The following is a 25,695-nucleotide window of genomic DNA, read 5'->3' as shown; positions in this document are numbered from 1 at the left end:
CTTGACCTATGACATATTTCTTATAAGTTACATATCCATGACGAGCCTCGACGACCTGCGGGTCATCGACGCGGCGACGCTGTTCGCCGGTCCCTCCGCCGCCATGATGCTCGGCGACTTCGGCGCCGACGTGATCAAGATCGAGCACCCCCGCCGGGGCGACCCCTCGCGCGGGCACGGTGCCGCCGGCCTGTGGTGGAAGACGCTGTCGCGCAACAAGCGCGCCGCGGCCGTGGACCTGTCCAGGCAGGAGGGGCAGGAGATCCTGCGCCGCCTGGCCGAGCGGTCCGACGTGCTGATCGAGAACTTCCGCCCCGGCACCCTGGAACGCTGGAACCTGGACCCGCAGGACCTCCTGAAGCTCAACCCACGCCTGATCGTGGCGCGGATGACCGGCTTCGGGCAGTTCGGGCCGATGGCCAAGCGGCCGGGGTTCGGCACGCTGGCCGAGGCCATGAGCGGCTTCGCCGCCATGACCGGCGAGCCCGACGGGCCGCCCACGCTGCCGCCGCTGGCCCTGGCCGACGGCATCGCGGGCCTGGCCATGTCGTACGCCGTCATGGTCGCCCTGCACGCCCGCGAGCGCACCGGCCGCGGCCAGGTCATCGACATGGCGATCATCGAGCCGATCCTGGGGCTGCTCGGGCCGCAGATGAGCGCGTACAAGGCGCTCGGGCTCGTGCCCCGGCGCACCGGCAACCGCTCCAGCAGCAACGCGCCGCGCAACACCTACCGCACCCGAGACGGCCGCTGGCTGGCGATCTCCACCAGCGCCCAGCCCATCGCCGAGCGGGTGGTCACCCTCGTCGGGCGGCCCGACCTGGTCGAGCAGCCGTGGTTCGCCACCGGGCACGGCCGGGTGCAGCACGTGGACGAGCTGGACGAGGCCGTCGCCTCCTGGATCGCCGAGCGGGACGCCGAGGAGGTCATCGCCAGGTTCGAGGAGGTGCAGGCCGCCGTGGCGCCCATCTACGACGTCACCGACCTGGCGAAGGACCCGCAGTACGCGGCGCTGAACACGTTCGTCGAGGTGCCCGACGAGGAGTTCGGCACGCTCAGCATGCAGAACGTCATGTTCCGGATGTCGGACACGCCCGGCGAGATCCGCTGGCCGGGCCGGCCGCTCGGGCGTGACACCGATGAGGTGCTCGGCGAGCTGGACTACTCCGCCGAACGCATCGCCGCGCTGCGCGAGGACGGGGTGATCGCATGACCCGCCCTCCCGTGACCCGGCTTCCCGTGACCCGGCTTCCCGTGACCTGGCTGTACGTGCCCGGGGACCGCCCCGAGCGGTTCGACAAGGCGGTGGCCTCGGGCGCCGACGTGGTCATCATCGACCTGGAGGACGCGGTCGCGCCCGCCAGGAAGGACGCCGCCCGGCGCAACGCGGCCGACTACCTGCGCGAGCGCCCCGGCCGGCCCGGCGTCGAGCTGCACGTGCGGGTCAACGACCCGGCCGGCGGGCGCGGACGCGACGACCTGGCCGCCGTCGGCGAGCTGGCCGACGCCGTACGGCTGCCGAAGGTCGAGTCGGCGGCGCTGCTGGACGCGGTGGCCGGCCTGGCGGGCGGCGTCCCGGCGTACGCGCTGCTGGAGTCGGCGGCCGGGATCGTCGCCGCCCGCGAGATCGCCGCGCACCCCGGCGTGGCCGGCGTCGCGCTGGGCGAGCAGGACCTCGCCGCCGAACTGGCCGTCACCGACGAGCAGGCCATGAACCACCTGCGGCTGCAGGTCGTGCTCGCCGCCGCCGCGGCCGGGCTCGCCCCGGTGCCCATGTCCGTCTATCCCGACGTCAAGGACGAGGCCGGGCTGCTGGCCTCCTGCCGGGCGGGCCGCGCGCTCGGGCTGTTCGGCAGGACCGCCATCCACCCCCGCCAGATCCCCGTGATCAGGCGGGCGTTCCGGCCCACCGAGGAGGAGACGGCCAGGGCCGCCGAGATCGTCGCCGCGGCGGAGGAGGCCGAACGGGCCGGCGTCGGCGCGGTCGCGCTGCCCGACGGCCGCTTCGTGGACGCCCCCATCGTCGCCCGCGCCCGCCGCACCGTCGCCCTGGCCGAACGCCTCGCCGGCCACCCGCCGGGCTGAGACGTGGCCGCCGACGTGGCCGTGACGTGGCCGCTGACGTGGCCGCTTACCCGGGGACGGGCGCGGTGGCGGGTCAGGTGCGCGGGACCCAGCGCGCGGCCAGTTCCTCGTCCCGCGGCGCGGGGCCCGGCAGCTCGCGGTGGGCCGGCGGGACGCGCAGCGCGTCCATCGCCAGCGCCAGATAGCGATGGCGCAGCTCCCACACCCGCTCCTCGCCGCCCAGCTTGATCGAGGCGATCTGCTCGAACAGCAGCGCGATGTCGGCCACCGTCACGTCGGGCCGCAGCACGCCCGCCGCCACCGCCCGCCGATGCACCTCGACGGCCAGCTCGGAGGCCCTGCCGGACAGCGGGAAGAGCTCCTCCGACGGGGTGAACGTGCCGGCCAGCTTGATCGTCAGCGAGCTGGAGTCGGCGTCCACGATGCCGCGCAGGTAGCCCGCGAACGCCTCCCACGGATCTCCGTCGTCGGCCAGCGCCCGCTCGCTGACCTCGATGTAGAGCCGCAGCCCGTCGCCGCACAACTTCTGCAGCAGGGCCTCCTTGCTGGGGTAGCGGCGATAGAGCGCGCTGATCCCGACGCCCGCCCGCTCGGCCACGGCCGCGATGGGGGCGCCGGGGTCGGCGGTGAAGACGGCCCGCGCCGCCTGGAGGATCAACTCGTCGTTACGCGCGGCCTGCGCCTTACGGCCGCTCATGGGTGCGCTGGTCATCCCCCCAGTCTATGGGAACGTATGGTTCCGTTCTACGATATTGGGCCATTCGCCGGCAGGACGTCGAGTCCCGCGTCGATGACCAGGCGCAAGCACCCTGCCCGCCCCTTCTGCTTTACTCCCCGCATGCGTTCTCGTGTGAGCCGGCCCGGTAGCCTGCGGCCATGACCGAGCCCCCGGCGCAGCGCCGCTCCCTGCATGAGCGGCGGCGGGCCCCGTAGGAGCGGTGACGGGGCAGGCGCTGCTCTGCTCCTCGGCGCAGGGCAGGCGCCGGTTCGTCGCCGGTGTGCAGAACGTGACGAGTCAGAGAACAGTGGAAGGGTTTCAAGGTGATGGCAGGATCCGGTGACATCGACGAGGCGGCCATCGACAGGGCGGCGGCGGTGTTGCGCGGCGGGGGCCTGGTGGCCTTCCCGACCGAGACCGTCTACGGTCTGGGCGCCGACGCCGCGGACGGCGCCGCCGTCACGCGCGTCTTCCAGGTCAAGGGCCGCCCGCCGTCCCACCCCCTGATCGTGCACCTCGGCGACGCCGGCCGGCTGGACGGCTGGGCCGAGGACGTGCCGGCGACGGCCCGCTCGCTGGCCGAGCGCTTCTGGCCGGGGCCGCTGACGCTGGTGCTGCGGCGCGGCCGCCGGGTGCCTCTGGAGACGACCGGCGGCCTGGACACGGTGGCCGTGCGCGTACCCGCCCATCCTGTCGCGCTGGCGCTGCTGGCGGCCTTCGGCGGCGGCATCGCGGCCCCGTCCGCCAACCGCTTCGGCTCGGTCAGCCCCACCACGGCCGGCCATGTCCACGCCGAGCTCGGGGACGCCGTCGACCTCGTGCTGGACGGCGGGCCCTGCCAGGTCGGCGTCGAGTCGACCATCGTCGACGCCACGAGCGACACCCTGAGCGTGCTGCGGCCCGGCGGGGTGACGCGCGAAGACCTCGAAGCGGCGCTGGGACGCCCGCTCGCGGTCCCCGTGACGAGCCACATACGGGTGCCGGGCCAGCATCCCTCGCACTACGCGCCGCGGGCCCGAGTCGTCCTCGTCGAGCCCGGCGAGGTGATCGCCGAAGCGGAGCTCGCGCAGGAGTCGGGGCGCCAGGTGGGCGTGCTGCTGCCCTCCGCCCTCGCCGGGGCCGAGGTGAAGGCGCACGCCGTGGTGACGGTCCCCGCGTCGATCCCCGCCTACGCGCGCGGGCTGTACGGGTTCCTGCGCGAGCTCGACCAGCGCGGCTGCGACCTCATCATCGCGTCCCTGCCCGCGGAGCAGGGGCTGGGCGCCGCGATCGCCAACCGGCTGCGCCGCGCCGCAGGGCCTCGGCCCGCCGCGTGATCGGCGCCGGCACCGGTCGTCATCCGGGCCGTCGAGCGCACCCGCTGGTCAGCGGCCGGAGTGCTGCGCCGGCCGGAGAATGACCCGATCGCCGAGGGTGACATCGCCGTACGCGGCCGCGTACGCCCGACGGGCGGCGCCGTCGGCTGATCCTGGGGCAGTGCGGCACCGTCCGGCCGCTGCCCCGCCTGCTCACCACGCCGGAGGATGCCGCCCGGGGTGAACCTGAAAGGGCCGGCGATGCTACTCACCCGCCGATGAAGAGGACTGATGCGGACGCGCGCGTCCTGTCCAGGGTGGCCGATGGCGACACCGCCGCGCTGACCGAGCTGTACGAGCGCTACGGTGAGCCGCTGTTCGCCTTCCTGCTGCGGCTGGCCGGGGACAGAGGAACCGCCGAGGAGATCCTGCAGGACACCATGCTGGCCGTGTGGCGATCGGCGGGCACGTTCCAGCGCCGGTCGAGCGTGAGCACGTGGCTGTTCGGGGTGGCGCGCAGGCAGGCGCACAACCGGTTGCGGACGGCGGCGCCCCCGCAGGCCGCGGAGCCGTACGAGCGGGCCGACCCGCTGCCGGGGCCGGAGGAGCTGGCGGTCGGCGGCGACTCGCTGGAGGCGCTGCTGGCGCGGCTGCCGCCGGCACAACGGGACGTGGCCGTGCTTCATTTCGTGGTGGATCTGGCGCATCAGGACATCGCCGAGGTGCTGGGGATCCCCGTCGGCACGGTGAAGAGCCGGCTGCACCTGGCCCGGACGAGACTCAGGGAGAGCCTGCATGGACAGTGAGGCAGAGCGCGGCGCGCCGCCGGCGGAGCGGCTGATTCCGGCGGTGCTGGCCGCTTCGGCGCTGGAAGGCGGGCTCGGTGATGTCCGGGCGCACGCCGTGCCGGCGCCGCGACGGGCGTGGCAGCTGCTGGTGATGGAGGCGCGGCTGTTGCACTCCGGGGTGTGGGCGGCGTCGTTCCTGGTCGTGGCGGTCTGCGCGGGATTCGCCGCGATGCGGGCGGCCGTGCCGGAGGTCGCGCTCGGGCTGAGCGTGCCGCTGGTGGCCGGCATGGGTGTGGCGGGGCTCTACGGGCCGGAACGGGATCACGCGTCCGAGGTGGTGGCCGCCACGCCGACGTCGCCGAGGGTGGTGCTGCTCGCGCGGGTGACGCTGGTGTTCGGGTACGACCTGGCGCTGGCGTTGCTGGTCTCCGGGGCGCTGGCGGTGGTGGACGGGTCGCCTGGGGCGGTGACGGGGCTGGTCATGGCCTGGCTGGGCCCGATGGCGCTGCTCGCGGCGGTGGCCTTGCTGCTGTCGGTGTGGTGGCGTCCGGACGGGGCGGTGGGCGTGGCGCTGGCGGCGTGGTGCGTGCCGGCGCTGGCGCAGCTGACCGCTGTGCCGGTTCCCGATGGCTATCGGGTGCTCTGGCAGAGCGGGCCGTGGACGTTCGCGCTGGCCGTGGTGCTGGCGGGGGCGGCCGTCGCACTCGCGGGCCGGATTGAACCCATGCGGCGGGCCGCCGCTACTCACTCAGCATGAAACCTGTCGATCTCTGGCGGCACGAGGCCCGGCGGGCGGGGTTGCCCGCCTTGCTGGGGCCTCCCGTGCTGGCCGCTCTCATTCTGCTTCTCGCCGCTTTCGGCACCCGGCTCGGCTCGCGTGAGGAGAACACCCGCTGGATGCTGATGGGCGCGCTGGAGATGGGCGTGCCGCTGCTGTCGGGGATGGTCGCGGCCACGCTGCCCGGCCGCGATCCGGTGGCCGAGCTGCGGCTGGCCATTCCGCGCGGTTACCGCCCCGCGCTGTTGCGCCGCCTGGCCGTGGCGCTGGGCTGCACGGGCGCGTGCGCGGTGGCGGTCTGCGCCGCGCTGATGGCGAGCGGCTGGTGGACGTTCGCGTACGGCGGCGCGGCCGGGCAACTGGTGTGGCTGGCGCCCGCGCTGTGGCTGGCGGCCCTCGGCTTCTTCGCGGCCGCGGCGCTGCGCAGCACCGCGGCGGCCGCCTCGCTGGTGGCGTTCGTGTGGACCGGGGAGCAGATCGTCGGCGGCGCGCTGGCGGACAATCCGGCATACCGGCTCCTGCACCTGTTCGCGACCACGTCCTGGGGGAGCGACGGCTGGCCGGTCAACCGCCTGTTCCTGATGTCCACCGCCGTCCTGCTGGCCGTCGCCGGCTGGCTGCTGCTCGGGAACGCCGAGCGCGTGCTGCGAGGAGAGCCCGAATGATCGCCAGCCTGCGTTACGAGTTCGCGATGCAGCTCCGCCGTCCATCGCTGTGGATCGTGTACGGCCTGGTCGTGGCCGTGATGGTCACCGTGCTGGACTACTGGTCGCTGGACCTGGGCGTGTACGAGGTCTCGGCGCCCAAGGAGGCGATGGGCGTCGCGGCCCAGATCGTCGTCACCTTGCTGCCCATCGTGTACGGCTGCATGCTGGCCGACCGGCTGCCACGGGAGCGGGTGCTGCGCGTGGACGGGATCCTGGACGCCACCCCGTCGGGCCGGACGGCCAGGCTGATCGGGAAGTACGCGGGCGTGTGCGCGGCCACGGCCGTGCCCCTGGCGATCGCGTACTTCGGGCGGGCGCTGCTGTACGTGTTCGTCGAGGGGCAGCCGTCGGCACTCGGCTGGGCGGCGGTGACGTTCCTGGCCTCGATCCTGCCGGGACTGGTGTTCGTCGGCGCGCTGGCGTTCGCGGGGCCGCTGCTGCTGCCGCCGATGGTGTTCCGCGTGCTGTTCGTGGCGTACTGGTTCTGGGGGAACGTCATCCCGGCGAGCCTGATGCCGACCCTGTCCCACACGGTCTTCTCAGCGACCGGCGAGTACGTCAGGTACGGCCTGCTGACACCGATCCCGCCCGGATACGGGCGAGCCTCGGCCGTGCTCGATTTCCTGCGCCCCGGCTACACCCCCGCCACCGCCTGGCTGTGGATCGGCGTGATGATCGCGCTCGCCGCGGCCGTCCTGTCCCTGGTCCGGCTCCATGCCTCCCGAAGCGAGTCCTGACATGCGTATCGACGTCTCCGACCTGACCAAGACCTACAAGGGTGGCGCCCGCGCCCTGGACGGCCTGAGCCTGGTGGTGCCGACCGGCATGTACGGGCTGCTGGGCGCCAACGGCGCGGGCAAGACCACGTTCATGCGGATCCTGGCCGGGCTGCTGAAGCCGACCTCCGGCCGCGTCGTCATCGGCGGCCACGACCTGGCCACGGCGGAAGGCCGGCTGGCGGTGCGGCGAACGCTCGGCTACCTCCCGCAGGACCTGGGGGTGTATCCGGATCTGAGCGCCCGCCGGTTCCTGGACTACATCGCGCTGCTCAAAGGGCTGCACTCCCGATCGGCGCGGCGGCGCAGGATCGCCGAGCTGCTGGAGGTGGTGGCGCTGTCGGACGTGGCCGATCGCAGGCTGAAGGGCTTCTCCGGCGGCATGCTACGGCGGGTCGGGATCGCGCAGGCGCTGCTCGCCGACCCGCGGCTGCTGATCGTGGACGAGCCGACGACGGGGCTGGACCCTGAGGAGCGCATCCGGTTCCGCACCCTGCTGTCGCAGCTGGCCGGGGACCGTACGGTGCTGCTGAGCACGCACATCGTCGATGACGTGGCGCAGACGTGCCGGTCACTGGCCGTGCTGGGCCACGGGCGGCTGGCGTTCCAGGGCACGGTGAGCGAGCTGGTGTCACAGGCGCACCGCCAGGTGTGGACGGTGACGACCTCCGGGCCGGCGCCGGCGGCGGGACGAGTGGTGTCGGCGCTGCCGGAGGGGGCGGGGATGCGGTACCGGGTGGTGTCGGCCGCGCCGCCGGACCCCTACGCCCGGCCGGTCGAGCCCACCCTGGAGGACGGCTACCTGGCGCTCATGGACGGCCGGGCTCCGTGAGCGCGCCGAGATCCTCAGGATGAGCTGATCGGCCTGCTCCATGAGGCCACCCGCCAGTGGCAGAGCAGGCCGCGCCATCGAGCCCGGCGCGGGAGGCCCCGGTCGGGTCTCCCCCCGGAGGCTGCCCGGACATCTGTCGCCATCCTGGTGCGAAAGATCGCTATCATGCCGTTCGTGACCGATGCAGGGAAGGCGGCGGTGACGAGGAGTCACCCGCCCGGTGCTCTCATGCGGCTGGTGAACCCGATCGTCAAGGCCCTGATCCGGCGCGGCAGAGGCGGGGTCGGCGACAACCTCATGCTGCTGCATTTCACCGGCCGCACATCGGGCAGGCGCTTCGACGAGGGAACAGGCCGTCGTCGTGGTCAGGGTCGGAGGACGTAGCGACCCCGGACGCCGCCCTTGGCCAGGGCCCGGTGGGCGTCGGCGGCCCGGTCCAGCGGCAGGGCCGCGTGCACCCGGGCCGGCAGGCCGCCGGACGCGGCGCGGGCGAGCAGGCCGCTCAACCGGGAGCTGTCGGGGTGGACCATCACGACGGCCACGGTGATCCCCCGCTCGGCGGCCGGCACCGCGTTCGGCCGGACGCCGACGAACGCGCCGCCGTCGCGGACCAGGGCCAGGGCCGGCTCCTGCAGCGTCGCGGTGTCGGCGACCGCGTCCCAGCCCGGCTCGGCGCGCGTGGTGAAGCCGGCGCCGAGGCCGCGTACGAACTCCTCGTCCTCGGCCCTGGCCAGACCGGTCACCTGCCAGCCGCGCTCGGGCGCGAGCGCGGCGAGGTAGCCCCCGACCGCGCCGGCCGCGCCGGTCACCAGCAGCCGGTTCGCACCCGCCGGCGCGTCGCCGAGCAGGTCGAGGATCTGGGCGGCGGTGAGCCCGTTGAGCGGCACCGTCGACGCGGTGACCAGGTCCAGCCCGTCGGGGACGGCGGCCAGCGCGGTGACCGGCACGACGAGCTGCTCGGCGTAGGTGCCGAAGTCGCGGTCGAAGCCGTCCACCAGGCCGGCGACCCGGGTGCCGGGGGCCAGGCCGGCGCCGGGACCGGCGGCGACGACGGTGCCGGCGAACTCCCAGCCCAGGCCGGTGTGCGCGGGCTGGTCGATCAGCCCGGCGGCGTGGAAGAAGCCGCCCGCGACCCCCAGGTCGACCGGGTTGACCGGCGCGGCGGCGACCCGGACCCGGACCTGGCCGGGCCCCGGCTCGGTGACGGGAACGTCGATGATCTCGATCGCGTCGGGCCCGCCCGGGGTGCGGACGACGGCCGTGCGGAAGGTGGCGGTACCGGATGTGGCGGTACGGGATGAGGTGGTACGGGATGTGGCGGTGTTCACGGGGTTCGCTCCCAGTCGCTTGTGCTCGGCGGTTGCCATGCACCACTGTGGGATCTGTAACTCCCCCATGGGAAGCAGGCACTCCGAAGTGCGTAGGTCACCCCTCGGTAGGAAGGAGCGTCGATGCCGACGATGACGGCGGCCCAGCAGCGGGCACAGGCGCGGGCGGATTACGACGCGTTCCTGGCGGGCTGCCCCAGCCGCCAGCTGCTCGCCCGCATCTCCGACAAGTGGGTCGCGCTGATCCTGGCCGCCCTGGGCAGCGACGGTCCGCACCCCTCCGGGCAGGAGGGCGCCTGCGGGCAGGAGGGCGCCGCCGGGCCCCGGGCGATGCGCTACTCCGAGCTGGCCCGCCGGCTGGCCGGGGTGAGCCAGAAGATGCTCACCCAGACGCTGCGCACCCTGGAGCGCGACGGCCTGGTCACCCGTACCGTGACGCCGACGGTGCCGGTCACGGTCACGTACGAGCTGACGGAGCTCGGCCTCTCGCTCCACTCCCTGATGCGCAGCGTCAAGGAGTGGGCCGAGACGCACATGAGCGAGGTGCTCGCCAACCGCGAGGAGTACGACACCCGCACCGCCTGACCGCCCACGCGAGCCGCGGGAAGGTGACGTCGAGACCGGGGTGGGCGGCTCAGGGTGCCGTGGTGGGTCGTGGTGGGTCGTGGTGGGTCGTGGTGATCGCCGGCGCCGCGGGGCCGGCCCGTGCGGGCGACCTGTCGGAGCCGTAGGGTGAGCGGCATGGGGGCTGTTCGGGATTTGTACGACCTGCGGATACCCGCCTCCCCCGGCACGGAGCGCCCGATGCTCCGGCGCGGCCCCTTCGCGGTCCTGGCCGGGATCCTGTTCGTCGGCAATGCGGCGCTCTTCGCGGCGGCCGGGGACTTCGGGGCGCTCGCCGTGCCGGCGGCCGTGCCGGCGTCCCTCCCGGTGCTCCTGGCGTGGTACCGGCCCTTCGCCGCGTGGGTGGTCATGGCGGTGGCCGGCCCTGTCATCACCTGTGCCGGGGTGGTGCTGGGCAGTTCGATGACGCCGTTGCCGTGGTATTTCAATCTGCTGTTCGCCCAGGTGCCCGTCATGTTCGTGCTGGCCCTGTCGGCCCCGCGCCGGGTGACGGTGATCGCCTGTGTCGTCACCGTCGTGGCGGGGGCGGCCACGGTCGTGCTGCTGGACGTCGTGGGCCCGGTCGCCGTGGTGACCGGCGTGGGAAGCTGGTGCACGGTGCTGCTGGCCGCCGTGCTGGTGGGCGATGCCCGCCGGGCGCGGCGTGCCGACACCCTGCGCGCGGCCGAGGAGGTGGGGCGCAGGCGGATCCTCGAGGAGCGGGCCCGCATCGCCAGGGAGCTGCACGACGTGGTGGCCCACCACATGTCGGTGATCGCCGTGCAGGCGGCCAGCGCCCCCTACCGGGTCGAGGGCGGGGTGAGCGAGCCGGCCGCCCGGGAGTTCGCCGCCATCAACGCCGCCGCCCGCGCGTCCCTGCGGGACATGCGCCTCCTGCTCGGCGCCCTGCGCGGCACGGACGGCCCGGCCCGGACCGCGCCGCAGCCCGGCCTGGCCGACCTGAAAGAGCTCGTGGAGTCCGTACGCCTGGCGGGCGTGCCCGTCCGGTTCACGGTCGCCGGCGAGCCGTCGCTGTCGCCGGTGGAGTCGCTCACCGTCTACCGGATCGCCCAGGAGGCGCTGAGCAACGTCGTACGCCACGCGCCGGCCGCCGGCACGACCGTCGTGGTCCGGGCCGGCCCCGACGGGGTGGCGGTGGAGGTGGACAACGAGCCGCCCCCGTCCCGGACCGCCCCAGCGGTGGAGGCGCGGGTCCCCGGCGCTCGTACCGGGCCGGGGCTCGGGCTGATCGGCATGTACGAACGGGTGTCGGCGCTCGGCGGCGAGTTCCGTGCGGGCGCGACGGAAGAGGGCGGCTTCACCGTACGCGCCAGGCTGCCGAAGGGAGATGATGCATGATCACGGTGCTGGTGGCCGACGACCAGGCGATGATCAGAGCCGGGTTCGCGGCGCTGATCTCCGCCCAGCCCGACCTCCAGGTGCTCGGGGAGGCCCGCGACGGCCTGGACGCGGTGGCGGCCGCCCGGGAGCTGCGGCCCGACGTCGTGCTCATGGACGTACGCATGCCCAACCTCGACGGTCTGGAGGCCACCCGCCGCATCATCGGCGCCGGCCGTGACACCAAGGTGCTGATCCTGACCACCTTCGACATCGACGACTATGTGTACGCGGCCCTGCGCGGCGGAGCCAGCGGCTTCCTGCTGAAGGACGCGCCGCCGGAGGACCTCATCACCGCCATCCGCGTCGTCGCCGCCGGCCAGGCGCTGCTGGCGCCCTCGGTCACCCGCAGGCTCATCGAGGAGTTCACCTCCCGCCGGCCCCTGGACGAGGCCGAGTCGCTGCGGCTGAACACGCTGACCGGCCGCGAACGGGACGTCCTGCGGCTGGTGGCGGCCGGGCTGGCCAACGCCGAGATCGCCGGGGAGCTGACCATCGCCGAGGAGACCGTGAAGTCACACGTGGGACGCATCTTCACCAAGCTGGGGCTGCGGGACCGGGCGCAGGCGGTGGTGTTCGCCTATGAGAGCGGCCTGGTGGTGGCCGGCGCTCCCTCTCCGGGGGCACGGCGCGGCCCGCGGCTGCGCTCCTGAGGGGGATCCGCCGCTCCGCGTCCTCTTCCTACCGTCGGCCGCATGATCAGATTGACGGCTACGGCCGCGCTGCTGCGGGCCGGAGCGACGCTCTCCCTCAGCGAACCCGAACTGCTCGGCCTGTCCGCCTTCGTCCGGCCGGGAGCGGTCTGCTTCGATATCGGCGCCGCGTACGGGATGTACACACATCCCCTGGCCCGCCTCGCCGGGCCGGCCGGCCAGGTGCACGCCTTCGAACCGCTGCCGCTGCCGTACCGGCTGCTGGAGCTGGGGGTGCGGGCCTCGGGGGCACGCAACGTGCGGGTCACCAATGCCGCGCTGGGGGCGGCGCTCGGGTGGCGCACGCTGCGGTTGCCCTACCGGCTCGGGCTGCCGATCCACGGCTGGGCGCACCTGGAGGAAGGGCTGAAGCACCCGGGGACGTTCGCCGCCGCCAGGACGCTGGAGGTGCCGCTGTACAGCGTGGACCGCGTGTGCGAGCTGCGGGAGATCGCGCGCCTGGACTTCATGAAGATAGACGTGGAGGGCTTCGAGGCGAAGGTGCTGGAAGGGGCCAGGTGGACGATCGAGCAGCACCGGCCCACGCTCCTGATCGAGATCGAGCAGCGCCACCTGGACAAGTACGGCAGGAGCTCCGACGAGGTCGCCGGATCGCTGATCGAGCGAGGCTACCGGATGCACCTCTGGCACGGGCGCCGCTGGCGGCGTACGGACCGGGTGACCGCCCGCCGGCGCAACTACCTGTTCACGGCAGGGTGAGGCGGCCGCCACACAAGCGTGCGGGCCACGCGCAGCCAGGCCCGCGCCCCGGTTCGAGGCCCAGGGGGTGCGCTACCCCTGCTCGGCGGCACCGGGACCGTTCGCGTCGCCGGACCTGCCGGAGGCCGAGCCGCCCGTCCGGGACGCGGTAGGGCGTGGGCCTGCGCACGCTCACCCGGACCCTGGCGTGACCCTTTCCTGCGCGCCCCGGCCGTCTGGCCAGCCGTGGAAGGCCGTGGTCGTCTCCAGCGCGGCCCGCCCGGTGCTGACCCGGTTGACCGGCGCGCTCTCGTCGGCGTAGCCGAAGGAGATGCCGACCAGCAGCTTTCCCGTGGTGACGCCGAGCTCGCCGCGGACGGTGTCGGCGTAGAAGCTCAGCAGCCCCTGCGGGCAGTTGTCCACGCCGTAGGCGGTCATCGCCAGCAGCAGCGTCTGCATGTACGCGCCGACGTCCGCGGCCAGCCGCGGCCCGCCGTCGCCGGTGACGAACAGGAACGCCACGTGCGGCGCCCCGTAGAAGCGCAGGCTCTCGGCGTCGTAGGCGGCCCGTGCCGCGTGGTCGTCAAGACCGATGCCCAGCGCGCCGTAGAGCTCGGCGCCGAACTCCGCCCGCCGGGCCTGGTGCACGTGTGCGTACATGTCATCCGAGTACGGGAAATCGACTGAGACGCGCTGCGCGGCGTGGGCCCTGGGCAGGGCCTCCGCCAGCCGGTCGCGCACCGCGCCGCTGGCCACCTCCACCTGCCAGGGCTGGGCGTTGGAGTTGGACGGCGCGGCGCCGGCCAGGGAGAAGATGGCGCGCACCGTCTCCTCGGGGACGGGCTGCGGGCGGAACGCGCGCGTGGCGCGTCGGCCGCGGATCAGCCGCTCGGCTGGGCTGCTCAGGTCGATGGTCTCCGACCGGCTCATGAGGCACTCCTCAACGACGACTTAGGTAAACGGATGTGTTTACCTCCTGATGCGAAGCTACCACCGTGCCGGAAGTGAAGTAAACGCGGGCGTACACTTGGGTCATGGAGACGGCGACAACACCTCGGCGGGCCGGGCGCGGCGGGCGCGAGCGCATCCTGGCCGCCGCCGCCCGGCTGTTCGCGACCCAGGGGATCGGCGCGACCGGCATGGAGCAGGTCGCGGAGGAGGCCCCGGTGTCCAAACGCACGCTCTACGCCCACTTCCGGACCAAGAACGACCTGGTGATGGCCCACCTGCACGACCTCATCTCCTCGGGCGACACCCTGGAGAGCGTGCTGACCCGCGAGGACCTCCCGCCGCGCGAGCGGATCCTGCGGCTGTTCGACCTGCCCTCCCCGGACGCGGCCCCGGTGCGCGGGTGCCCGTTCATCGACGCCGCGGCGGAGTTCCCCGACCCCGCGAGCGCGGTCCACTCCTACGCCCGCGAGCAGAAACTGCGGATGGTGCGATTGATCACCACGCTGCTGACGGAACTGGGCTGCCGCGACCCCGCCGCGCTCGCCGAGCAACTGGCCACCCTCGCCGACGGGGCCGCCAGCCGCGCCATGGTGCTGGACGAGGCCGGCTACGGCCGGCACGCGCGGGCCGCCGCCCAGCTCCTCCTCGCCCACAGCCTGCCGGAATGACCGGAACGAGCCACCGCGCCGGCGCGGGCCCCTAGGCGTCTCTCCGCAGGAAGGACACCAGGGCGGCGGCCAGCGCGAGCACCAGCCACCCGGTGAGGACGGCCGCGCCCTGGACGGGGGTGAGACCGTCCTGCGGCGCCGGTCCGAGGGCGTACATGCGCATCCCGGCCAGGCTGGGCAGGTAGCCCGCCGACGTGGTGAGGCCCGCCAGGACGGGCGGCACGACGAGGACGAGCGCCAGCATCGTGACCAGGGCGGCGATGAGGTCACGGAGCAGGGCCGCGACGGCGTGGCCGAGCAGGCCGATCAGCGTGAGATAGGCCCAGGCGCCGGCCGGCCCGCCGGCGTGCCCCCCGCTCCAGCTCATGCCCGGCGTGAGCCGCGCCGCCAGCAGGCAGACGCCGATGGTGAGCAGCGCGGTCAGCGACATGGTCACCGTGCAGGCGATCGCCTTGCCCGCCATGAGCAGCCCGCGGCCCGGGACGGCGGCCAGGGTCGTGCGGATCTGGCCGCCGCCGTACTCGGAGGCGGCGGCCAGGATGCCGAGCAGGACGAACCCGAACTGCGCGTACTCCACGACACCGAGCGCGGCCTCGACCGCCGACGGCGAGCCGCCGAGCCGTTCCCGCCCCGCGGCGAGGACGACCGCGAGCAGGGCCGCGCCGAGCACGGTCGTGACGATGGTGATCAGCGCCGCGGGCAGGGTGCGGAGCTTGACGAGCTCCGCCGACACGACGTTCCGGAAGCCGTTGGTCATGTCAGGCATCCCGCCGGACGAAAACGCGGGCGGCGACGGCGAGCAGCCCGGCGGCCCAGGCGGCCATGACGAGGCCGCCGGGCAGCGGAGCCAGCATGCCTTCCGTGGGCGCGAAGACCCCGACCATCGCCGCTCCCGCCACGTCGGGCAGGTAGTTCGCCAGCGGGGTGAGCCTGGTCAGCAGGAAGGTGACCGACACCAGCGTGGTGTTGGCGATGAACACGATCAGCGGCACGATGCCGCTGCGGGTCATGACGGTGACCGCGAAGGCGATCACCGCGATGAGCACCCAGTACGCCACACCCCCCGCCGCCCGCGGGCCGAGGGCCGCCACCACCTCGCCCGGCGGATGGCCGTGCGCGCCGAGCAGGACCTGGGACAGCGCGATCGTGGCGGAGATCGTGACGGCGGCGAACACGGCGGTGACGAGGACCAGCACGATCGTCTTGGCGGCGAGCAGCAGGCCGCGCCGCGGGGTGCAGGTGAGGCTGGCCAGGATCTGCCGGCCGCCGCCGACGTCCTTGCCGTTGGGCGTGTACTCGCTGCTGACGGCGACGACGCCGAGCACGATCGCGCCGATGGCCCCGGCGGGGATGAGGTTGAAGCCGACCTCCATCGTGGTGGTGTGGGCCAGCGCGGTGGGGTCGCCGAGGTCGAGCTTGCTCCGCATGGAGCGGGTGGACATGGCGGCGAGGCCGAGCGTGGCCAGCGCGCCGAGGGCGAGGGCGATCAGGGCCGAGGGCAGAGCCAGCAGCTTCCTGAGCTCGGCGGCGACGGTGTTCCGCAAGGTCACGGCGTGCTCCGCGCGTCACGCGAGGGGTGGCCCGGGGCCGTCAGGGCGAAGAACGCCTCCTCCAGCGAGGCGTGCCCGGCGGTCACCTCGGACAGGGAGCCCTGGGCGACGATCCTGCCCGCGCTGATCACCACCAGGTCGTCGGCGGTCTCCGCCATCTCGCTCATCAGGTGGCTGGAGACCAGCACGGTGCGCCCGGCCCGGGCGTACGCCCTCAGCAGCCCTCTGATCCACCGGATGCCGTCCGGGTCGAGGCCGTTGACCGGCTCGTCGAGGACGAGCACCTCCGGCTCGCCGAGCAGGGCCGCCGCCACGCCGAGCCGCTGCCCCATGCCGAGCGAGAACGTGCCGACGCGCTTGCCCGCGACGTTCGCCAGCCCGGTCTCGTCCAGCACCTCACCCACCCGCGCCTTCGGGATGCCGTTGCTGCGCGCCACCCACGTCAGGTGCGCCCGCGCGGTCCTGGACCGGTGCGCGCCGCTGCCTTCGAGCAACGACCCCACCGTGCGCAGCGGGTCACGGAGCTTCCGGTACGGCCTGCCGCCGATCAGCGCGGCGCCGGAGTCGGCGTGGTCCAGGCCGAGCAGGATGCGCAGCGTGGACGACTTCCCGGCGCCGTTCGGGCCGAGGAACCCCGTCACGCGGCCCGGGACGGCCGTGAAAGCGGCGTCGTCCACCACCAGCCTCTTCCCGCGGCGTTTGCTGAGTCCGACTATCTCGATCATGGTCTTCAGCGTGGCAAGCGGGCCGCGCCGGGCGCATCGGCCAAAGGTTGACATCGGGCCGTCAGCCCAGGCCGTCCACGTACCCGGACTCGTAGGCGAGGATGACGAGCTGGGTGCGATCCCGCACGCCGAGCTTGAGGAACAGCCGGCTCAGGTAGGTCTTCACCGTGGCCCGGCTGAGGAAGAGCGCCGCGGCGATCTCCTCGTTCGACATGCCCCGCACGACGGCCGCCACCACGTCCCGCTCGCGTTCGGTCAGCGCGCCGAACGGCGACGGGTCCGGCCGGGGCCGGCCTCTGCCCCGGGAGCAGTCGGCGATCAGGCGCCTGGTCACCTCGGGGGCGAGCATGGCGTTGCCGTCGTGGACGGTGCGGATCGCCCGCAGGATGTCCTCCGGGACGGCGTTCTTCAGCAGGAACCCCGAGGCGCCCGCGCGCAGCGCCTCGTAGACGTACTCGTCGAGGTCGAACGTCGTCAGGACCACGACCTTGACCGCCGGCCGCCGCTCGCAGATGAGGCGGGTCGCCGTGAGGCCGTCCATGACGGGCATGCGGACGTCCATGAGGACGACGTCGGGCCGGAGCCGCTCCGCCGCGGCGACCGCCTCCCGCCCGTCGCGCGCCTCACCCGTGGCGACCAGCCGCGGGTCGCTGTCCACCAGCTCGCGCAGCGAGGCCCGCAGCAGGTCCTCGTCCTCGGCGATCAGCACCTCGGCCCGCCCGGCCGCGGGCTCACGCACGGGCTCGCGCACAGGCTCACCCACAGGCTCACCCACGGGCTCGCGCACGGGCTCACCCACGGGACACCGTTTCCGGCACCGGGATGGTCGCGCGCAGCTCGAACCCGCCGTCCCGGCCGGGCCCCGCGGCGAAGCCGCCGCCGAGCAGCTCCACCCGCTCCCGCAGGCCGGCCAGCCCGTACCCCGGCTCGCCCGCGGGCGTCCGCGGCCCCCCGCCGTCGTCCGCGACGGTGATCAGGACCTCGCCGTCCCGGCCGCGCACGGTCACGGCGCAGTGCGCCCCGGCGGCGTGCCGGACGACGTTCGTCAGCCCTTCCTGCACGATCCGGTAGACGGCCAGGCCGATGCCCGGGGGCACGGCCTCCACCCCCGTCACCGTCATGCTCACCCCGACACCCCCGCCTCTCGCCCGCTCGGCCAGGGCCGGCAGGTTCCCGATGCCCGGCATGGGCCGGCGCTCGGCGCCCTCCTCTCCCACCCGGACGGAGGCCAGCGTGGTACGCAGCTCGTCCAGCGCCTGCCGGCTGACCACCTCGATCTGCTCCAGCCTGTCCCGCAGCCGGCCGGGGTCGTCGGCGCCCACCCGGGCCGCCACCCCCGCCGTCACCGCGATCGTGCCCAGCGAGTGGGAGACGACGTCGTGCAGCTCGCGTACCACGCGCAGCCGCTCGGCCACCACCGCCGCCCGCGACTCGGCCCGCGCCGCGTGCTCGGCCTCCAGCACCGCCCGCCGCGTCGTGCCGCCCAGCAGCCAGGACCCGGCCAGCGCGAGCAGGCTCAGCATGACGAACCGCAGCACGCCGCCCGCGCCGTCGGCGGTGCCGAAGAAGGCGATCACCACGACGACCGCGCCCGTCGCCGCCTTGACGACGGTCAGCGACCTCGGGGTCCCCCACGTCACCGCCACGGGATACAGCGTCCACGCGACGGCGACGAACGGATCGGCGGACAACCCCAGAGCCAGGCCAGCGACGCTCGCCGCGGCGACGACGCCGACCGCGGCGAGCGGTGACCACGACCGCAGCAGCATGCCGCCGAAGAGCAGCACGACCAGCCCGGCCGACACGTACGGCCCGAACCGGTCGTCCAGCGGCAGCCAGAAGGCCAGGACGCAGACGAACGCCGCACCGGCGTCCAACCCCGCCGAGCCCCACCTGCCCCGGGACGACGAAGGACGCTCGACCATCCCCTCACCCTAGCCGGGGCCGGGGGCCGCCATCGAAGCCCGCCAGACCTGGGCCGCGATCGCGCCTATGACCAGGCGTTCGACCAGGAAGGGCGCGGCGTCGTGGGGCCGGTTCAGGCGGGGTCGATGCCGGGGAGGATCAGGCCGAGTTCGTAGGCCAGGACGGCGGCGTGGGTGCGGTCACGGGCGCCGAGTTTGCCCAGGACGTTGGTCACATGGGTCTTGATCGTCTCCCGCGACACGTGCAGGGCCTCGGCGATCTCCGGGTTGGCCCGTCCCCGCGTGATGTGCCGCAGCACCTCGTGCTCGCGGGGCGTGAGCGTGACCGGGCGGCGCGGCCGGGCGCTGCCGTGGTGCGGGGCGGCGATGCGGCGCAGCGCGTCGGGGAAGAGCACCGCGCGGCGGGAGTGCACCAGCCGGACGGCTTCCACCAGCTCGCCGGCCGGAGCGCGTTTGAGCACGTACCCGGCCGCTCCGGCGCGCAGGGCGGCCCACACGAGCTGGTCGTTCTCGAAGGTGGTGACCACGATGACGCGGGTGGACGGGGAACGGCGGGTCAGCTCGACGGTGGCGGCGAGGCCGTCCATGCGGGGCATGCGGATGTCCATCAGCACGACGTCGGCGCGCGCGCCGGCCTCGACGGCCTCCAGGCCGTCGGCGGCCTGGGCGACGGGCGCGAGGTCGTCGTGGAGGGAGAGCATCGCGGCCCATCCCTCGCGGATGAGCGGCTCGTCGTCGGCCAGGACGACACGGATCACAGCGGCAGCCTCGCTTCGACGCGCCAGGTCGTTCCGGCCTGCAGAGCGGTGCACGTTCCGCCGGCGAGACGGGCCCGCATGCGCATGCCCGTCAGGCCGCGCCGGCCCCCGGCCGGTGGGGCGGGGGAGCCGGCGGCGGCGTTCTCGACGGTCAGCACCAGCTCGCCGGGGGCGTCCGTGCCGACGTCGAGCGTGACGGGGCCGGACCCGTGGCGCAGGGCGTTGGTGAGCGCCTCGCGGGCGATGGCGTAGGCGGTGCGGGAGGTGGCCGGGGGGATGCGGTCAAGGCGGCCGGCGGTCACGCGGACGTCGAGCCCGCGGGTGAGGGTGTGAAGCGCGTCGAGCGTGGGCGTACGTGCCGCCTGGCCGTCGTCGAGCACGCCGAGCAGCACGTCGAGGTCCTCCTGGGCGGCGCGGGCGGTGTCGAGCAGGTGCTCCAGCGAGCGCGCGGCGTGCTCGGGACGAGGGGCGGGACGCTGGAGCGCGGCCTGCGCGGCCATGCCCTGCACCAGGACGACGCTGAGCGCGTGCCCGACCGCGTCGTGCAGCTCCAGCGCGACGGCCTGGCGGCGGCCGAGCTCCTCCAGCATGCGCGACGGTTCGGCGCGCAGCAGGCGGCGCGCCGCCCACCGCTGCCCGAACCCCGCCGCGACCATGGCGGCCGCCACCGCGAGCACGGCCGCCAGCGGCTCGGCCTGGGCGGCGGGGCTGTCGCGCCACAGCGCCAGATCGCCCAGCCGGACCAGCCCCGGGGACAGCAGGAGCACGCCCGCGCCCAGCGTCGCGCCGCCGTACAGGTGCAGGCTCGTCAGCGCCACCAGGTAGACCCGGTCGGCCCGGTCGGAGACCTGCACGCCGAGCAGCTCGGCCAGCGCGGCGATCTCGATGCGCCGCACCAGCGGCGCCAGGGCGAGCAGCACCGAGGCGGGCAGGCACGCCGCCCACAGGACCAGGACGCGCGCCGGCGTGGGCTCGCTCAGGATGGCCAGGCCGAGCACCACGGCGACCGGGGTCAGCAGCGCCGCGCCCAGCGCCTGGTAGAGGAGCGCCCGCACGGCACGTCCGATCTGTCCGTTCACGTCGGCGATGGTAGCCCGGACCGCCGGGCCGTCCCTTCCCCCATCCGGGGGATGTCCGCCCGCCGCCGGGCTGTGAGCCTCACAGTCATGAACAGCGCAACCACCACCACGACCCTCACGGTGAGACGGCCCGGCACGCCGCCCCCCGGCCGCCCGGAGGCCGGCTTGCCGGCGACGACGGTGTCGAGCCCAGCTCCCGGTCGTCTGGAGGCGAGCCCGCCTCCCGGTCGCCTGAAGGCGGGCCTGCCGGCGGTAATGACGGTGGCGAGCCCGCCTCCCGACGACCGGACGGTCCCCGGGTGGGGAGCCGCCGGGTCCGGCCGGCGGCCGGGGGCGGCCGGCGGACGCGGGATCGGGGGGAAGTGAGCATGCGCCGTCTGACCGCATCGACGATCTCCGCGGCGACGCTGGCGGTGGCGGCCCTGTGGTGGTTCGTCCCCGGCAGCTACCCGTACGGCGCGGCCGCCACGGTCACGGTGGGCGTCAACCACTGGATCGAGCGCGGGCCGGGCGTGGGGCTGATGGCGGCCGCCGGCGTGCTCGGCGTGCTGGCGGCGCTCGCCCTCCGGTCCCGGCCCAGGGCCGCCGGCGCGGTCGCCGCGGCCGAGAGCGCCTTCTTCCTGCTGGTGATGTCCGACGCGTCCGTGCTGTCGTCCATCGGGTACGCGCTGATCCCCGCCGCCCTGCTGGGGGTCGCCGGACTGGTGGCGGCGGGATGCGTACGCCGGCGGCCCGTCGCGTACGTCCTGGCGGTGCTGCTCCCGGCCGGGCTGATCGCGTCGCTGATGATGACCGACGCGGTCCCCCGCTACCTGGTCAACGTGGCCTCCGGGTTCGCCGTGTACGGCGGGCGGATCGCCTGGTCGTGGGCGATGGCGGGCGCCGCGGTCGGGTGGGCGTGGGTCGCGTACGGCTCGTTCGCGCGCGGGCGCGGGGTGACGGTGCCGCGCTGGGGGAGGGCCGTCACGATCGCGGCCGCCCTGTGTCCCGTGCCGTACGCGGTGGCGCGGCTGACGTGGGCGACGCCCTGGCCGCTCGGCGGCTACGACCCGCGGACCGGCCACATCACGCTGATCGCCGCGGAGGCCGGCGACGCGGCCACCCGGATCCAGGGCTTCCTGATCGGCCTGAGCGCGGTCGTGGCCGTCGTGCTGACGCTCGGCCTCATCGGCCGCTGGGGCGAGGTCGTGCCGCGCTGGGTGCCCTGGTCGGGCGGCCGGCCCGTCCCGGTGGCGCTGGCCGTCGGGCCGGGCGCGTTCGGCGCGGTGGCGCTGTGCGTGTCGGCCCCCGGCGTGCTGGCCGGGGCCGTCCAGATGGGCTCGTGGTGGGACGGCGTGCTGTTCGTCCTGATGTTCCCGTGCCCGGTGTGGGGCCCGCTGCTGGGCGCCGCGGTCTTCGCCTACCGGGCACGCCGCAGCGCCGCCGCCGAAGCTGCCACGCCGTCCGCCGGGTGGGCAGCTCCCGTGGCCGTTCCCGGGGAGAGCGACGGCAGGTGAGCCGAGGACGCCGCCGTACGCGACAGGCCCGGCCGCGTGGCCGGCGGGAAGCCGGCGGCTCGCGGCGAGCCCGCCGCCTCGATGACCCCGCGAGCGCTGCGCGCCCTGCCCGCAGCGGCGGGACCGGTGGTCACGCGGCCGGGCCGGCCTCCGTGCGCGGGCGGAGCGCGTCGGTGAGGAGGTCGAGCAGGCGGCCGGCCTGCTCCTGGGAGGCGCCGGAGGCGATGGCGAGGAACACGCCGACGAGCAGCGCGGTGACGTCGTCGGGCTCCACCTCCGCGCGGAGCGTCCCCGTCGCGGCGCCGCGTTCGAGGAAGACGGCGATCGTGGTGGTGACGCGCTCGCGCGAGGGGGGCGCGATGCGCCCGGAGGCGATCCCCGCGCGCAGCGTCTCCATCATGCCGCGCTTGGTGGCGACGAAGGTGGCGTACCGGCCCATCCAGGCCCGGAGGGCGACGTCGGCGGGATGCCGGTCGAGCAGGGCGGGGACGCTCGCGGTGACGGCGTCGAGCTCGGCGGCGTAGACGGCGTCGACGAGGTCCTCGCGGGTGGGGAAGTGGCGGTACAGGGTCCCGATGCCGACTCCGGCCTGGCGGGCGATGGCCTCCAGGGTGACCGGGCCGTCGGCGGCCGTGAAGGCGGCCTGGGCGGCGGCGATGAGCTTGTCGCGGTTGCGCCGGGCGTCGCGTCGTACCGGCTGGCCCGCCGGATCGGGCGGGTCCGCGGGAGCGCCGGACGGTGGCGTCGTGGACGGAGTCAAAACGGAGGCACCTCCGGTAGTGGTACAGTGAACGTAACGGAGGCACCTCCGTTTCTCCTTCTCATTTTCTCATGAGAGCAGGTAGCCCGTGACATCCGAAGGCATCCCCGCTTCCGCCCCGGCCCGCACCGAGCGGCCCGGAGGCGCCGGCCTGATGGCCGGCCGCACCGTCTCGCGCGTCGGATTCGGCGCCATGCAGCTGGAGCGCCTGAGCGGCGATCGCGACGCCGCCGTCGCCCTGCTGCGCCGCGCGATCGACCTCGGGGTCGACCACGTGGACACCGCCCAGTTCTACGGCGACGGCTTCGTCAACGACGTCATCCGCCGGGCGCTCCGCCCCGGGGACGACGTCCTGGTCGTCAGCAAGGTCGGCGCCGTCTCCGACCCCGGCGGCCCGATGCCGCTGCGCCTGGCGCAACGGCCCCACGAGCTGCGGGCCGAGGTCGAGGCCAACCTCGCCGCGCTGCGGGTGGAGCGGATCGAGGTGATGAACCTGCGCCGCGTGGACGCGGGCATCACCATTCCCGTCCCCGGCGACCAGGTCGTCGACCTCGACGACCAGCTCGCGGAGATGATCGCGCTCCGCGACGCAGGCAAGATCGGCGCCATCGGGCTGAGCAGCGTGACCCCGGACGTCGTGCGCCGCGCCCTGCCCGCCGGCATCGCCTGCGTGCAGAACGTGCACAGCCTCGTGGCGCGCGACGACGATGACCTGCTCCGCTTCTGCACCGACGAGCGGATCGCCTGGGTTCCCTACTTCCCCCTCGGCGGCGCGTTCCCGGGCCTGGCGAAGGCGACCGACGAGCCTGCCGTGCTCGCCGCCGCCCGGCACCTGGGCTGCACCCCGGCGCAGGTCGCCCTGGCCTGGCTGCTGCACCGCGCCCCCAACGTGCTGCTCATTCCGGGCACCGCCGACCCGGGCCACCTCGAAGCGAACCTGGCGGCCGGCTCGATCGAGCTCGACCAGGAGACCCTCGCCTCCCTCGACACCATCCCGGCGCGCCCGCTGACCTTCCCGCGCCCCTGAAGGCCTCAAGCCACGGATTGTTCAACGAACTGGAAGGATTTTTTTTGAAGCCGGCCGGTGACGGCACGCGGCGGTGCGGCCACCGCCACGGCTCCGGCCACCGCCGCGGCTCCCAGGACGACCTGATGCCACTCGGGTGCTTCCCCGAAGTTGGAGGCGATGCTGAACAGCATGGTCGCGCCTGAGACGGACGCGAGGAGGCGGCGACCGCGGCTCTGATCGCCGCCACGCCGGCGCCGCGCCCGTCCTCCCATGCATCGAGCCTACGTCGCCGTCACCGCGATCGGGCAGGCCGATCGAGAACCTCCACGCCGATGCCGCGGGCCGTGCAGATCCTTCCGCAGGCCCCGCACCGGGACCGCACGCCGGCCGGCTGATCCCGGCCGCGCGCGGCCCCCGGCTGACGCGCCGCCCGAGATGCCGCGGGCCACGGAAATAGGTGGCTCCGGCGCGTGCGGAGCGTTGTTGCGGCAGGCTGGACGGGGTGAAGCACTGTGAGGATCTAGTACTCTCACAAACCGGCGGCAACGGGACGTTCGAGTCGGCGGCCGTGTCCCCGGCACTATGGAGCGACGGACCCATGAGGCTGGCAGCTCAGGTTGCCGGGCACGACGAAGAGGCGGGACATGAGTGACGCATCGGTGAAGGGCTCGCGTTCCACCACCCCCGGAAACGCGCAAGTCGGCGAGCAAGAGCTGCGGCAGCTCCTGGCGGGGCTGACGGCGGTCAGGGACGGCGACTTCCGCCACCGGCTGCCCGGGGACGCCGACGGGCTGCTCGGCGAGATCGCCTCGGTGTTCAACGGCATGGTGGACCAGCTCGCGCTGTTCACCTCCGAGGTGACCCGGGTGGCCCGCGAGGTGGGCACCGACGGCCGGCTGGGCGGCCAGGCCGACGTGCCGGGCGTCTCGGGGACGTGGAAGGACCTCACCGACTCGGTCAACGCCATGGCGGGCAACCTCACCGACCAGGTGCGCAGCATCGCCCAGGTCACCACGGCCGTGGCGCGCGGCGACCTGTCACAGAAGATCACGGTGGACGCCCGGGGCGAGATCCTGGAGCTGAAGAACACCGTCAACACGATGGTCGACCAGCTCTCCTCCTTCGCCGACGAGGTGACCAGGGTCGCCCGCGAGGTCGGCACCGAGGGCCAGCTCGGCGGCCAGGCCAACGTCAAGGGCGTGGCCGGCACCTGGCGCGACCTGACCGACTCGGTGAACTTCATGGCCGGCAACCTCACCGACCAGGTGCGCAACATCTCCCAGGTGGCCACCGCCGTGGCCAGGGGTGACCTGTCGCAGAAGATCACCGTCTCGGCCCGGGGCGAGATCCTGGAGCTGAAGAACACCCTGAACACGATGGTCGACCAGCTCTCCTCCTTCGCCGACGAGGTGACCCGCGTGGCGCGCGAGGTGGGCACCGACGGCCGACTGGGCGGCCAGGCCGACGTCAAGGGCGTCTCCGGCACCTGGAAGGCCCTGACGGAGTCGGTCAACGTCATGGCCGACAACCTGACGGCGCAGGTCCGCAGCATCGCCGAGGTCACCACCGCGGTCGCGCGCGGCGACCTGTCGCAGAAGATCCGGGTGGACGCGCGGGGCGAGATCCTGGAGCTCAAGGAGACCATCAACACGATGGTCGACCAGCTCTCGGCGTTCGCCGACGAGGTGACCCGGGTGGCGCGCGAGGTGGGCACCGAGGGCAACCTGGGCGGCCAGGCGACCGTCCGTGGCGTGTCGGGCACCTGGAAGGACCTGACGGACAACGTCAACGTCATGGCCTCCAACCTGACGAGCCAGGTGCGCAGCATCGCGCAGGTGGCCACCGCCGTGGCGCGCGGCGACCTGTCGCAGAAGATCACCGTGGAGGCCAAGGGCGAGGTCGCGGTGCTGGCGCAGACGATCAACACGATGGTCGACACGCTCAGCGCGTTCGCCGACGAGGTGACCCGGGTCGCGCGCGAGGTCGGCACGGAGGGCCAGCTCGGCGGGCAGGCGCGGGTGCCCAACGTGGCCGGCACCTGGAAGAACCTCACCGACAACGTCAACTCCATGGCC

Annotated in this window: 29 protein-coding genes; 17 read left to right on the top strand and 12 right to left on the bottom strand. The window is 74.1% G+C overall.

The window, feature by feature from the left end:
- Positions 1–37 precede the first annotated feature (37 nt).
- Both IO39_RS25000 and IO39_RS24995 read left to right on the top strand, forming a co-directional pair.
- Entirely contained in the window at positions 38–1,213 is a 1,176-nt protein-coding gene (locus tag IO39_RS25000; protein ID WP_043627838.1) for a CaiB/BaiF CoA transferase family protein, read from the top strand.
- The gene (locus tag IO39_RS24995; RefSeq protein ID WP_211267159.1) at positions 1,210–2,085 is read left to right on the top strand and encodes an HpcH/HpaI aldolase/citrate lyase family protein; all 876 of its coding nucleotides are present in this window, start codon (positions 1,210–1,212) and stop codon (positions 2,083–2,085) included. The genes IO39_RS25000 and IO39_RS24995 overlap by 4 nt, the downstream gene beginning before the upstream one ends.
- A gap of 73 nt (positions 2,086–2,158) precedes the next feature.
- Here the strand turns inward: IO39_RS24995 and IO39_RS24990 are convergent, their stop codons facing one another.
- A complete protein-coding gene (locus IO39_RS24990) occupies positions 2,159–2,797 on the bottom strand; it encodes a TetR/AcrR family transcriptional regulator (RefSeq protein WP_043627836.1) in 639 nt (212 codons plus the stop codon).
- A 332-nt stretch (positions 2,798–3,129) separates the two neighbouring features.
- Between IO39_RS24990 and IO39_RS24985 the strand changes: the two genes are divergently transcribed.
- The 7 genes from IO39_RS24985 (at position 3,130) to IO39_RS54755 (ending at position 8,363) form a co-directional block, all read left to right on the top strand.
- Entirely contained in the window at positions 3,130–4,119 is a 990-nt protein-coding gene (locus tag IO39_RS24985) for an L-threonylcarbamoyladenylate synthase (RefSeq protein ID WP_043627834.1), read from the top strand.
- Positions 4,120–4,376: 257 nt separating this feature from the next.
- A complete protein-coding gene (locus tag IO39_RS24980; protein ID WP_043627832.1) occupies positions 4,377–4,904 on the top strand; it encodes an RNA polymerase sigma factor in 528 nt (175 codons plus the stop codon).
- Complete coding sequence (locus tag IO39_RS24975; protein WP_043627831.1) at positions 4,894–5,643, top strand: hypothetical protein; 750 nt, start codon at positions 4,894–4,896, stop codon at positions 5,641–5,643. The genes IO39_RS24980 and IO39_RS24975 overlap by 11 nt, the downstream gene beginning before the upstream one ends.
- On the top strand, positions 5,640–6,329 hold the full coding sequence (locus IO39_RS24970) for a hypothetical protein (protein ID WP_157548866.1): 690 nt from the start codon (positions 5,640–5,642) through the stop codon (positions 6,327–6,329). The genes IO39_RS24975 and IO39_RS24970 overlap by 4 nt, the downstream gene beginning before the upstream one ends.
- Entirely contained in the window at positions 6,326–7,108 is a 783-nt protein-coding gene (locus tag IO39_RS24965) for an ABC transporter permease (protein ID WP_043627828.1), read from the top strand. Before IO39_RS24970 ends, IO39_RS24965 begins: the two co-directional genes overlap by 4 nt.
- A gap of 1 nt (position 7,109) precedes the next feature.
- Positions 7,110–7,979: an ABC transporter ATP-binding protein gene (locus tag IO39_RS24960; protein WP_043627826.1), complete on the top strand. Its 870-nt coding sequence runs from the start codon at positions 7,110–7,112 to the stop codon at positions 7,977–7,979.
- Positions 7,980–8,144: 165 nt separating this feature from the next.
- Positions 8,145–8,363, top strand: coding sequence for a hypothetical protein (locus IO39_RS54755; RefSeq protein ID WP_157548864.1), 219 nt, complete (start codon positions 8,145–8,147; stop codon positions 8,361–8,363).
- Here IO39_RS54755 and IO39_RS24955 read toward each other — a convergent pair.
- A complete protein-coding gene (locus IO39_RS24955; protein ID WP_052423344.1) occupies positions 8,345–9,307 on the bottom strand; it encodes an NADP-dependent oxidoreductase in 963 nt (320 codons plus the stop codon). The two genes, IO39_RS54755 and IO39_RS24955, sit on opposite strands and share 19 nt — an antisense overlap.
- Before the next feature lie 123 nt (positions 9,308–9,430).
- On the opposite strand from IO39_RS24955, the gene IO39_RS24950 reads away from it, so the two are divergent.
- The 4 genes from IO39_RS24950 to IO39_RS24935 all read left to right on the top strand — a co-directional run bounded on the left by IO39_RS24950 (position 9,431) and on the right by IO39_RS24935 (position 12,720).
- Positions 9,431–9,892, top strand: a complete 462-nt coding sequence (locus tag IO39_RS24950) for a winged helix-turn-helix transcriptional regulator (protein WP_043627824.1) — start codon at positions 9,431–9,433, stop codon at positions 9,890–9,892.
- A gap of 156 nt (positions 9,893–10,048) precedes the next feature.
- Positions 10,049–11,269, top strand: coding sequence for a sensor histidine kinase (locus IO39_RS24945; protein WP_084773443.1), 1,221 nt, complete (start codon positions 10,049–10,051; stop codon positions 11,267–11,269).
- A complete protein-coding gene (locus IO39_RS24940) occupies positions 11,266–11,961 on the top strand; it encodes a response regulator (protein ID WP_043627822.1) in 696 nt (231 codons plus the stop codon). Before IO39_RS24945 ends, IO39_RS24940 begins: the two co-directional genes overlap by 4 nt.
- A 42-nt stretch (positions 11,962–12,003) precedes the next feature.
- Positions 12,004–12,720 (top strand): FkbM family methyltransferase, encoded by a 717-nt coding sequence (locus tag IO39_RS24935; protein ID WP_043627820.1) that lies wholly within the window; start codon positions 12,004–12,006, stop codon positions 12,718–12,720.
- 171 nt (positions 12,721–12,891) lie between these two features.
- Here the strand turns inward: IO39_RS24935 and IO39_RS24930 are convergent, their stop codons facing one another.
- Positions 12,892–13,629, bottom strand: coding sequence for a nitroreductase (locus tag IO39_RS24930; protein ID WP_052423342.1), 738 nt, complete (start codon positions 13,627–13,629; stop codon positions 12,892–12,894).
- A gap of 104 nt (positions 13,630–13,733) precedes the next feature.
- Here IO39_RS24930 and IO39_RS24925 point away from each other — a divergent pair, with 104 nt between their 5' ends.
- Positions 13,734–14,318: a TetR/AcrR family transcriptional regulator gene (locus IO39_RS24925; RefSeq protein ID WP_043627818.1), complete on the top strand. Its 585-nt coding sequence runs from the start codon at positions 13,734–13,736 to the stop codon at positions 14,316–14,318.
- 31 nt (positions 14,319–14,349) lie between these two features.
- Here the strand turns inward: IO39_RS24925 and IO39_RS24920 are convergent, their stop codons facing one another.
- The 7 genes from IO39_RS24920 to IO39_RS24890 all read right to left on the bottom strand — a co-directional run bounded on the left by IO39_RS24920 (position 14,350) and on the right by IO39_RS24890 (position 20,355).
- A complete protein-coding gene (locus IO39_RS24920) occupies positions 14,350–15,075 on the bottom strand; it encodes an ABC transporter permease (RefSeq protein WP_052423341.1) in 726 nt (241 codons plus the stop codon).
- A gap of 1 nt (position 15,076) precedes the next feature.
- Positions 15,077–15,868, bottom strand: a complete 792-nt coding sequence (locus IO39_RS24915; protein ID WP_043627816.1) for an ABC transporter permease — start codon at positions 15,866–15,868, stop codon at positions 15,077–15,079.
- Entirely contained in the window at positions 15,865–16,593 is a 729-nt protein-coding gene (locus IO39_RS24910) for an ABC transporter ATP-binding protein (protein ID WP_043627813.1), read from the bottom strand. The genes IO39_RS24915 and IO39_RS24910 overlap by 4 nt, the downstream gene beginning before the upstream one ends.
- A gap of 61 nt (positions 16,594–16,654) precedes the next feature.
- Positions 16,655–17,356 (bottom strand): response regulator transcription factor, encoded by a 702-nt coding sequence (locus tag IO39_RS24905; RefSeq protein WP_245642202.1) that lies wholly within the window; start codon positions 17,354–17,356, stop codon positions 16,655–16,657.
- Positions 17,357–17,384: 28 nt separating this feature from the next.
- A complete protein-coding gene (locus IO39_RS24900) occupies positions 17,385–18,518 on the bottom strand; it encodes a sensor histidine kinase (RefSeq protein ID WP_157548862.1) in 1,134 nt (377 codons plus the stop codon).
- Positions 18,519–18,631: 113 nt separating this feature from the next.
- A complete protein-coding gene (locus tag IO39_RS24895) occupies positions 18,632–19,276 on the bottom strand; it encodes a response regulator transcription factor (RefSeq protein ID WP_043627811.1) in 645 nt (214 codons plus the stop codon).
- Positions 19,273–20,355 carry a sensor histidine kinase gene (locus IO39_RS24890; protein ID WP_157548860.1) on the bottom strand — a complete coding sequence of 361 codons (1,083 nt, stop codon included), beginning with the start codon at positions 20,353–20,355 and terminating at the stop codon, positions 19,273–19,275. The genes IO39_RS24895 and IO39_RS24890 overlap by 4 nt, the downstream gene beginning before the upstream one ends.
- A gap of 368 nt (positions 20,356–20,723) precedes the next feature.
- On the opposite strand from IO39_RS24890, the gene IO39_RS50925 reads away from it, so the two are divergent.
- Positions 20,724–21,851, top strand: a complete 1,128-nt coding sequence (locus IO39_RS50925) for a hypothetical protein (RefSeq protein WP_052423338.1) — start codon at positions 20,724–20,726, stop codon at positions 21,849–21,851.
- Positions 21,852–21,981: 130 nt separating this feature from the next.
- On the opposite strand, the gene IO39_RS24880 is transcribed toward IO39_RS50925, so the two are convergent.
- A complete protein-coding gene (locus tag IO39_RS24880) occupies positions 21,982–22,611 on the bottom strand; it encodes a TetR/AcrR family transcriptional regulator (RefSeq protein WP_043627809.1) in 630 nt (209 codons plus the stop codon).
- An 88-nt stretch (positions 22,612–22,699) separates the two neighbouring features.
- On the opposite strand from IO39_RS24880, the gene IO39_RS24875 reads away from it, so the two are divergent.
- Positions 22,700–23,638 (top strand): aldo/keto reductase, encoded by a 939-nt coding sequence (locus IO39_RS24875; RefSeq protein ID WP_043627806.1) that lies wholly within the window; start codon positions 22,700–22,702, stop codon positions 23,636–23,638.
- 5 nt (positions 23,639–23,643) lie between these two features.
- On the opposite strand, the gene IO39_RS54750 is transcribed toward IO39_RS24875, so the two are convergent.
- Positions 23,644–23,811, bottom strand: coding sequence for a hypothetical protein (locus tag IO39_RS54750; RefSeq protein ID WP_157548858.1), 168 nt, complete (start codon positions 23,809–23,811; stop codon positions 23,644–23,646).
- 453 nt (positions 23,812–24,264) lie between these two features.
- Here IO39_RS54750 and IO39_RS24870 point away from each other — a divergent pair.
- The coding region (locus IO39_RS24870; RefSeq protein ID WP_043628242.1) for a HAMP domain-containing protein at positions 24,265–25,695 on the top strand (1,431 nt) is incomplete at its 3' end.

It is taken from the genome of Nonomuraea candida (assembly GCF_000725485.1).
GTDB lineage: Bacteria > Actinomycetota > Actinomycetes > Streptosporangiales > Streptosporangiaceae > Nonomuraea > Nonomuraea candida.
Note: the sequence above shows the minus strand (reverse complement) of the source record. Positions and strands in the feature narration are given on the sequence as shown.

What these genes read in the sequence shown, in the direction of transcription:
- IO39_RS24935 (WP_043627820.1), top strand. Translation starts at nt 12,004, where the DNA reads ATGATCAGATTGACGGCTACGGCCGCGCTGCTGCGGGCCGGAGCGACG.
- IO39_RS24900 (WP_157548862.1), bottom strand. Translation starts at nt 18,518, where the DNA reads ATGGTCGAGCGTCCTTCGTCGTCCCGGGGCAGGTGGGGCTCGGCGGGG.
- IO39_RS24910 (WP_043627813.1), bottom strand. Translation starts at nt 16,593, where the DNA reads ATGATCGAGATAGTCGGACTCAGCAAACGCCGCGGGAAGAGGCTGGTG.
- IO39_RS24920 (WP_052423341.1), bottom strand. Translation starts at nt 15,075, where the DNA reads ATGACCAACGGCTTCCGGAACGTCGTGTCGGCGGAGCTCGTCAAGCTC.
- IO39_RS24980 (WP_043627832.1), top strand. Translation starts at nt 4,377, where the DNA reads ATGAAGAGGACTGATGCGGACGCGCGCGTCCTGTCCAGGGTGGCCGAT.
- IO39_RS24985 (WP_043627834.1), top strand. Translation starts at nt 3,130, where the DNA reads ATGGCAGGATCCGGTGACATCGACGAGGCGGCCATCGACAGGGCGGCG.
- IO39_RS24925 (WP_043627818.1), top strand. Translation starts at nt 13,734, where the DNA reads ATGGAGACGGCGACAACACCTCGGCGGGCCGGGCGCGGCGGGCGCGAG.
- IO39_RS24990 (WP_043627836.1), bottom strand. Translation starts at nt 2,797, where the DNA reads ATGACCAGCGCACCCATGAGCGGCCGTAAGGCGCAGGCCGCGCGTAAC.
- IO39_RS24970 (WP_157548866.1), top strand. Translation starts at nt 5,640, where the DNA reads ATGAAACCTGTCGATCTCTGGCGGCACGAGGCCCGGCGGGCGGGGTTG.
- IO39_RS24995 (WP_211267159.1), top strand. Translation starts at nt 1,210, where the DNA reads ATGACCCGCCCTCCCGTGACCCGGCTTCCCGTGACCCGGCTTCCCGTG.
- IO39_RS24945 (WP_084773443.1), top strand. Translation starts at nt 10,049, where the DNA reads ATGGGGGCTGTTCGGGATTTGTACGACCTGCGGATACCCGCCTCCCCC.
- IO39_RS24965 (WP_043627828.1), top strand. Translation starts at nt 6,326, where the DNA reads ATGATCGCCAGCCTGCGTTACGAGTTCGCGATGCAGCTCCGCCGTCCA.
- IO39_RS24940 (WP_043627822.1), top strand. Translation starts at nt 11,266, where the DNA reads ATGATCACGGTGCTGGTGGCCGACGACCAGGCGATGATCAGAGCCGGG.
- IO39_RS24930 (WP_052423342.1), bottom strand. Translation starts at nt 13,629, where the DNA reads ATGAGCCGGTCGGAGACCATCGACCTGAGCAGCCCAGCCGAGCGGCTG.
- IO39_RS24975 (WP_043627831.1), top strand. Translation starts at nt 4,894, where the DNA reads ATGGACAGTGAGGCAGAGCGCGGCGCGCCGCCGGCGGAGCGGCTGATT.
- IO39_RS25000 (WP_043627838.1), top strand. Translation starts at nt 38, where the DNA reads ATGACGAGCCTCGACGACCTGCGGGTCATCGACGCGGCGACGCTGTTC.
- IO39_RS24950 (WP_043627824.1), top strand. Translation starts at nt 9,431, where the DNA reads ATGCCGACGATGACGGCGGCCCAGCAGCGGGCACAGGCGCGGGCGGAT.
- IO39_RS50925 (WP_052423338.1), top strand. Translation starts at nt 20,724, where the DNA reads ATGCGCCGTCTGACCGCATCGACGATCTCCGCGGCGACGCTGGCGGTG.
- IO39_RS54755 (WP_157548864.1), top strand. Translation starts at nt 8,145, where the DNA reads ATGCCGTTCGTGACCGATGCAGGGAAGGCGGCGGTGACGAGGAGTCAC.
- IO39_RS24960 (WP_043627826.1), top strand. Translation starts at nt 7,110, where the DNA reads ATGCGTATCGACGTCTCCGACCTGACCAAGACCTACAAGGGTGGCGCC.
- IO39_RS54750 (WP_157548858.1), bottom strand. Translation starts at nt 23,811, where the DNA reads ATGCTGTTCAGCATCGCCTCCAACTTCGGGGAAGCACCCGAGTGGCAT.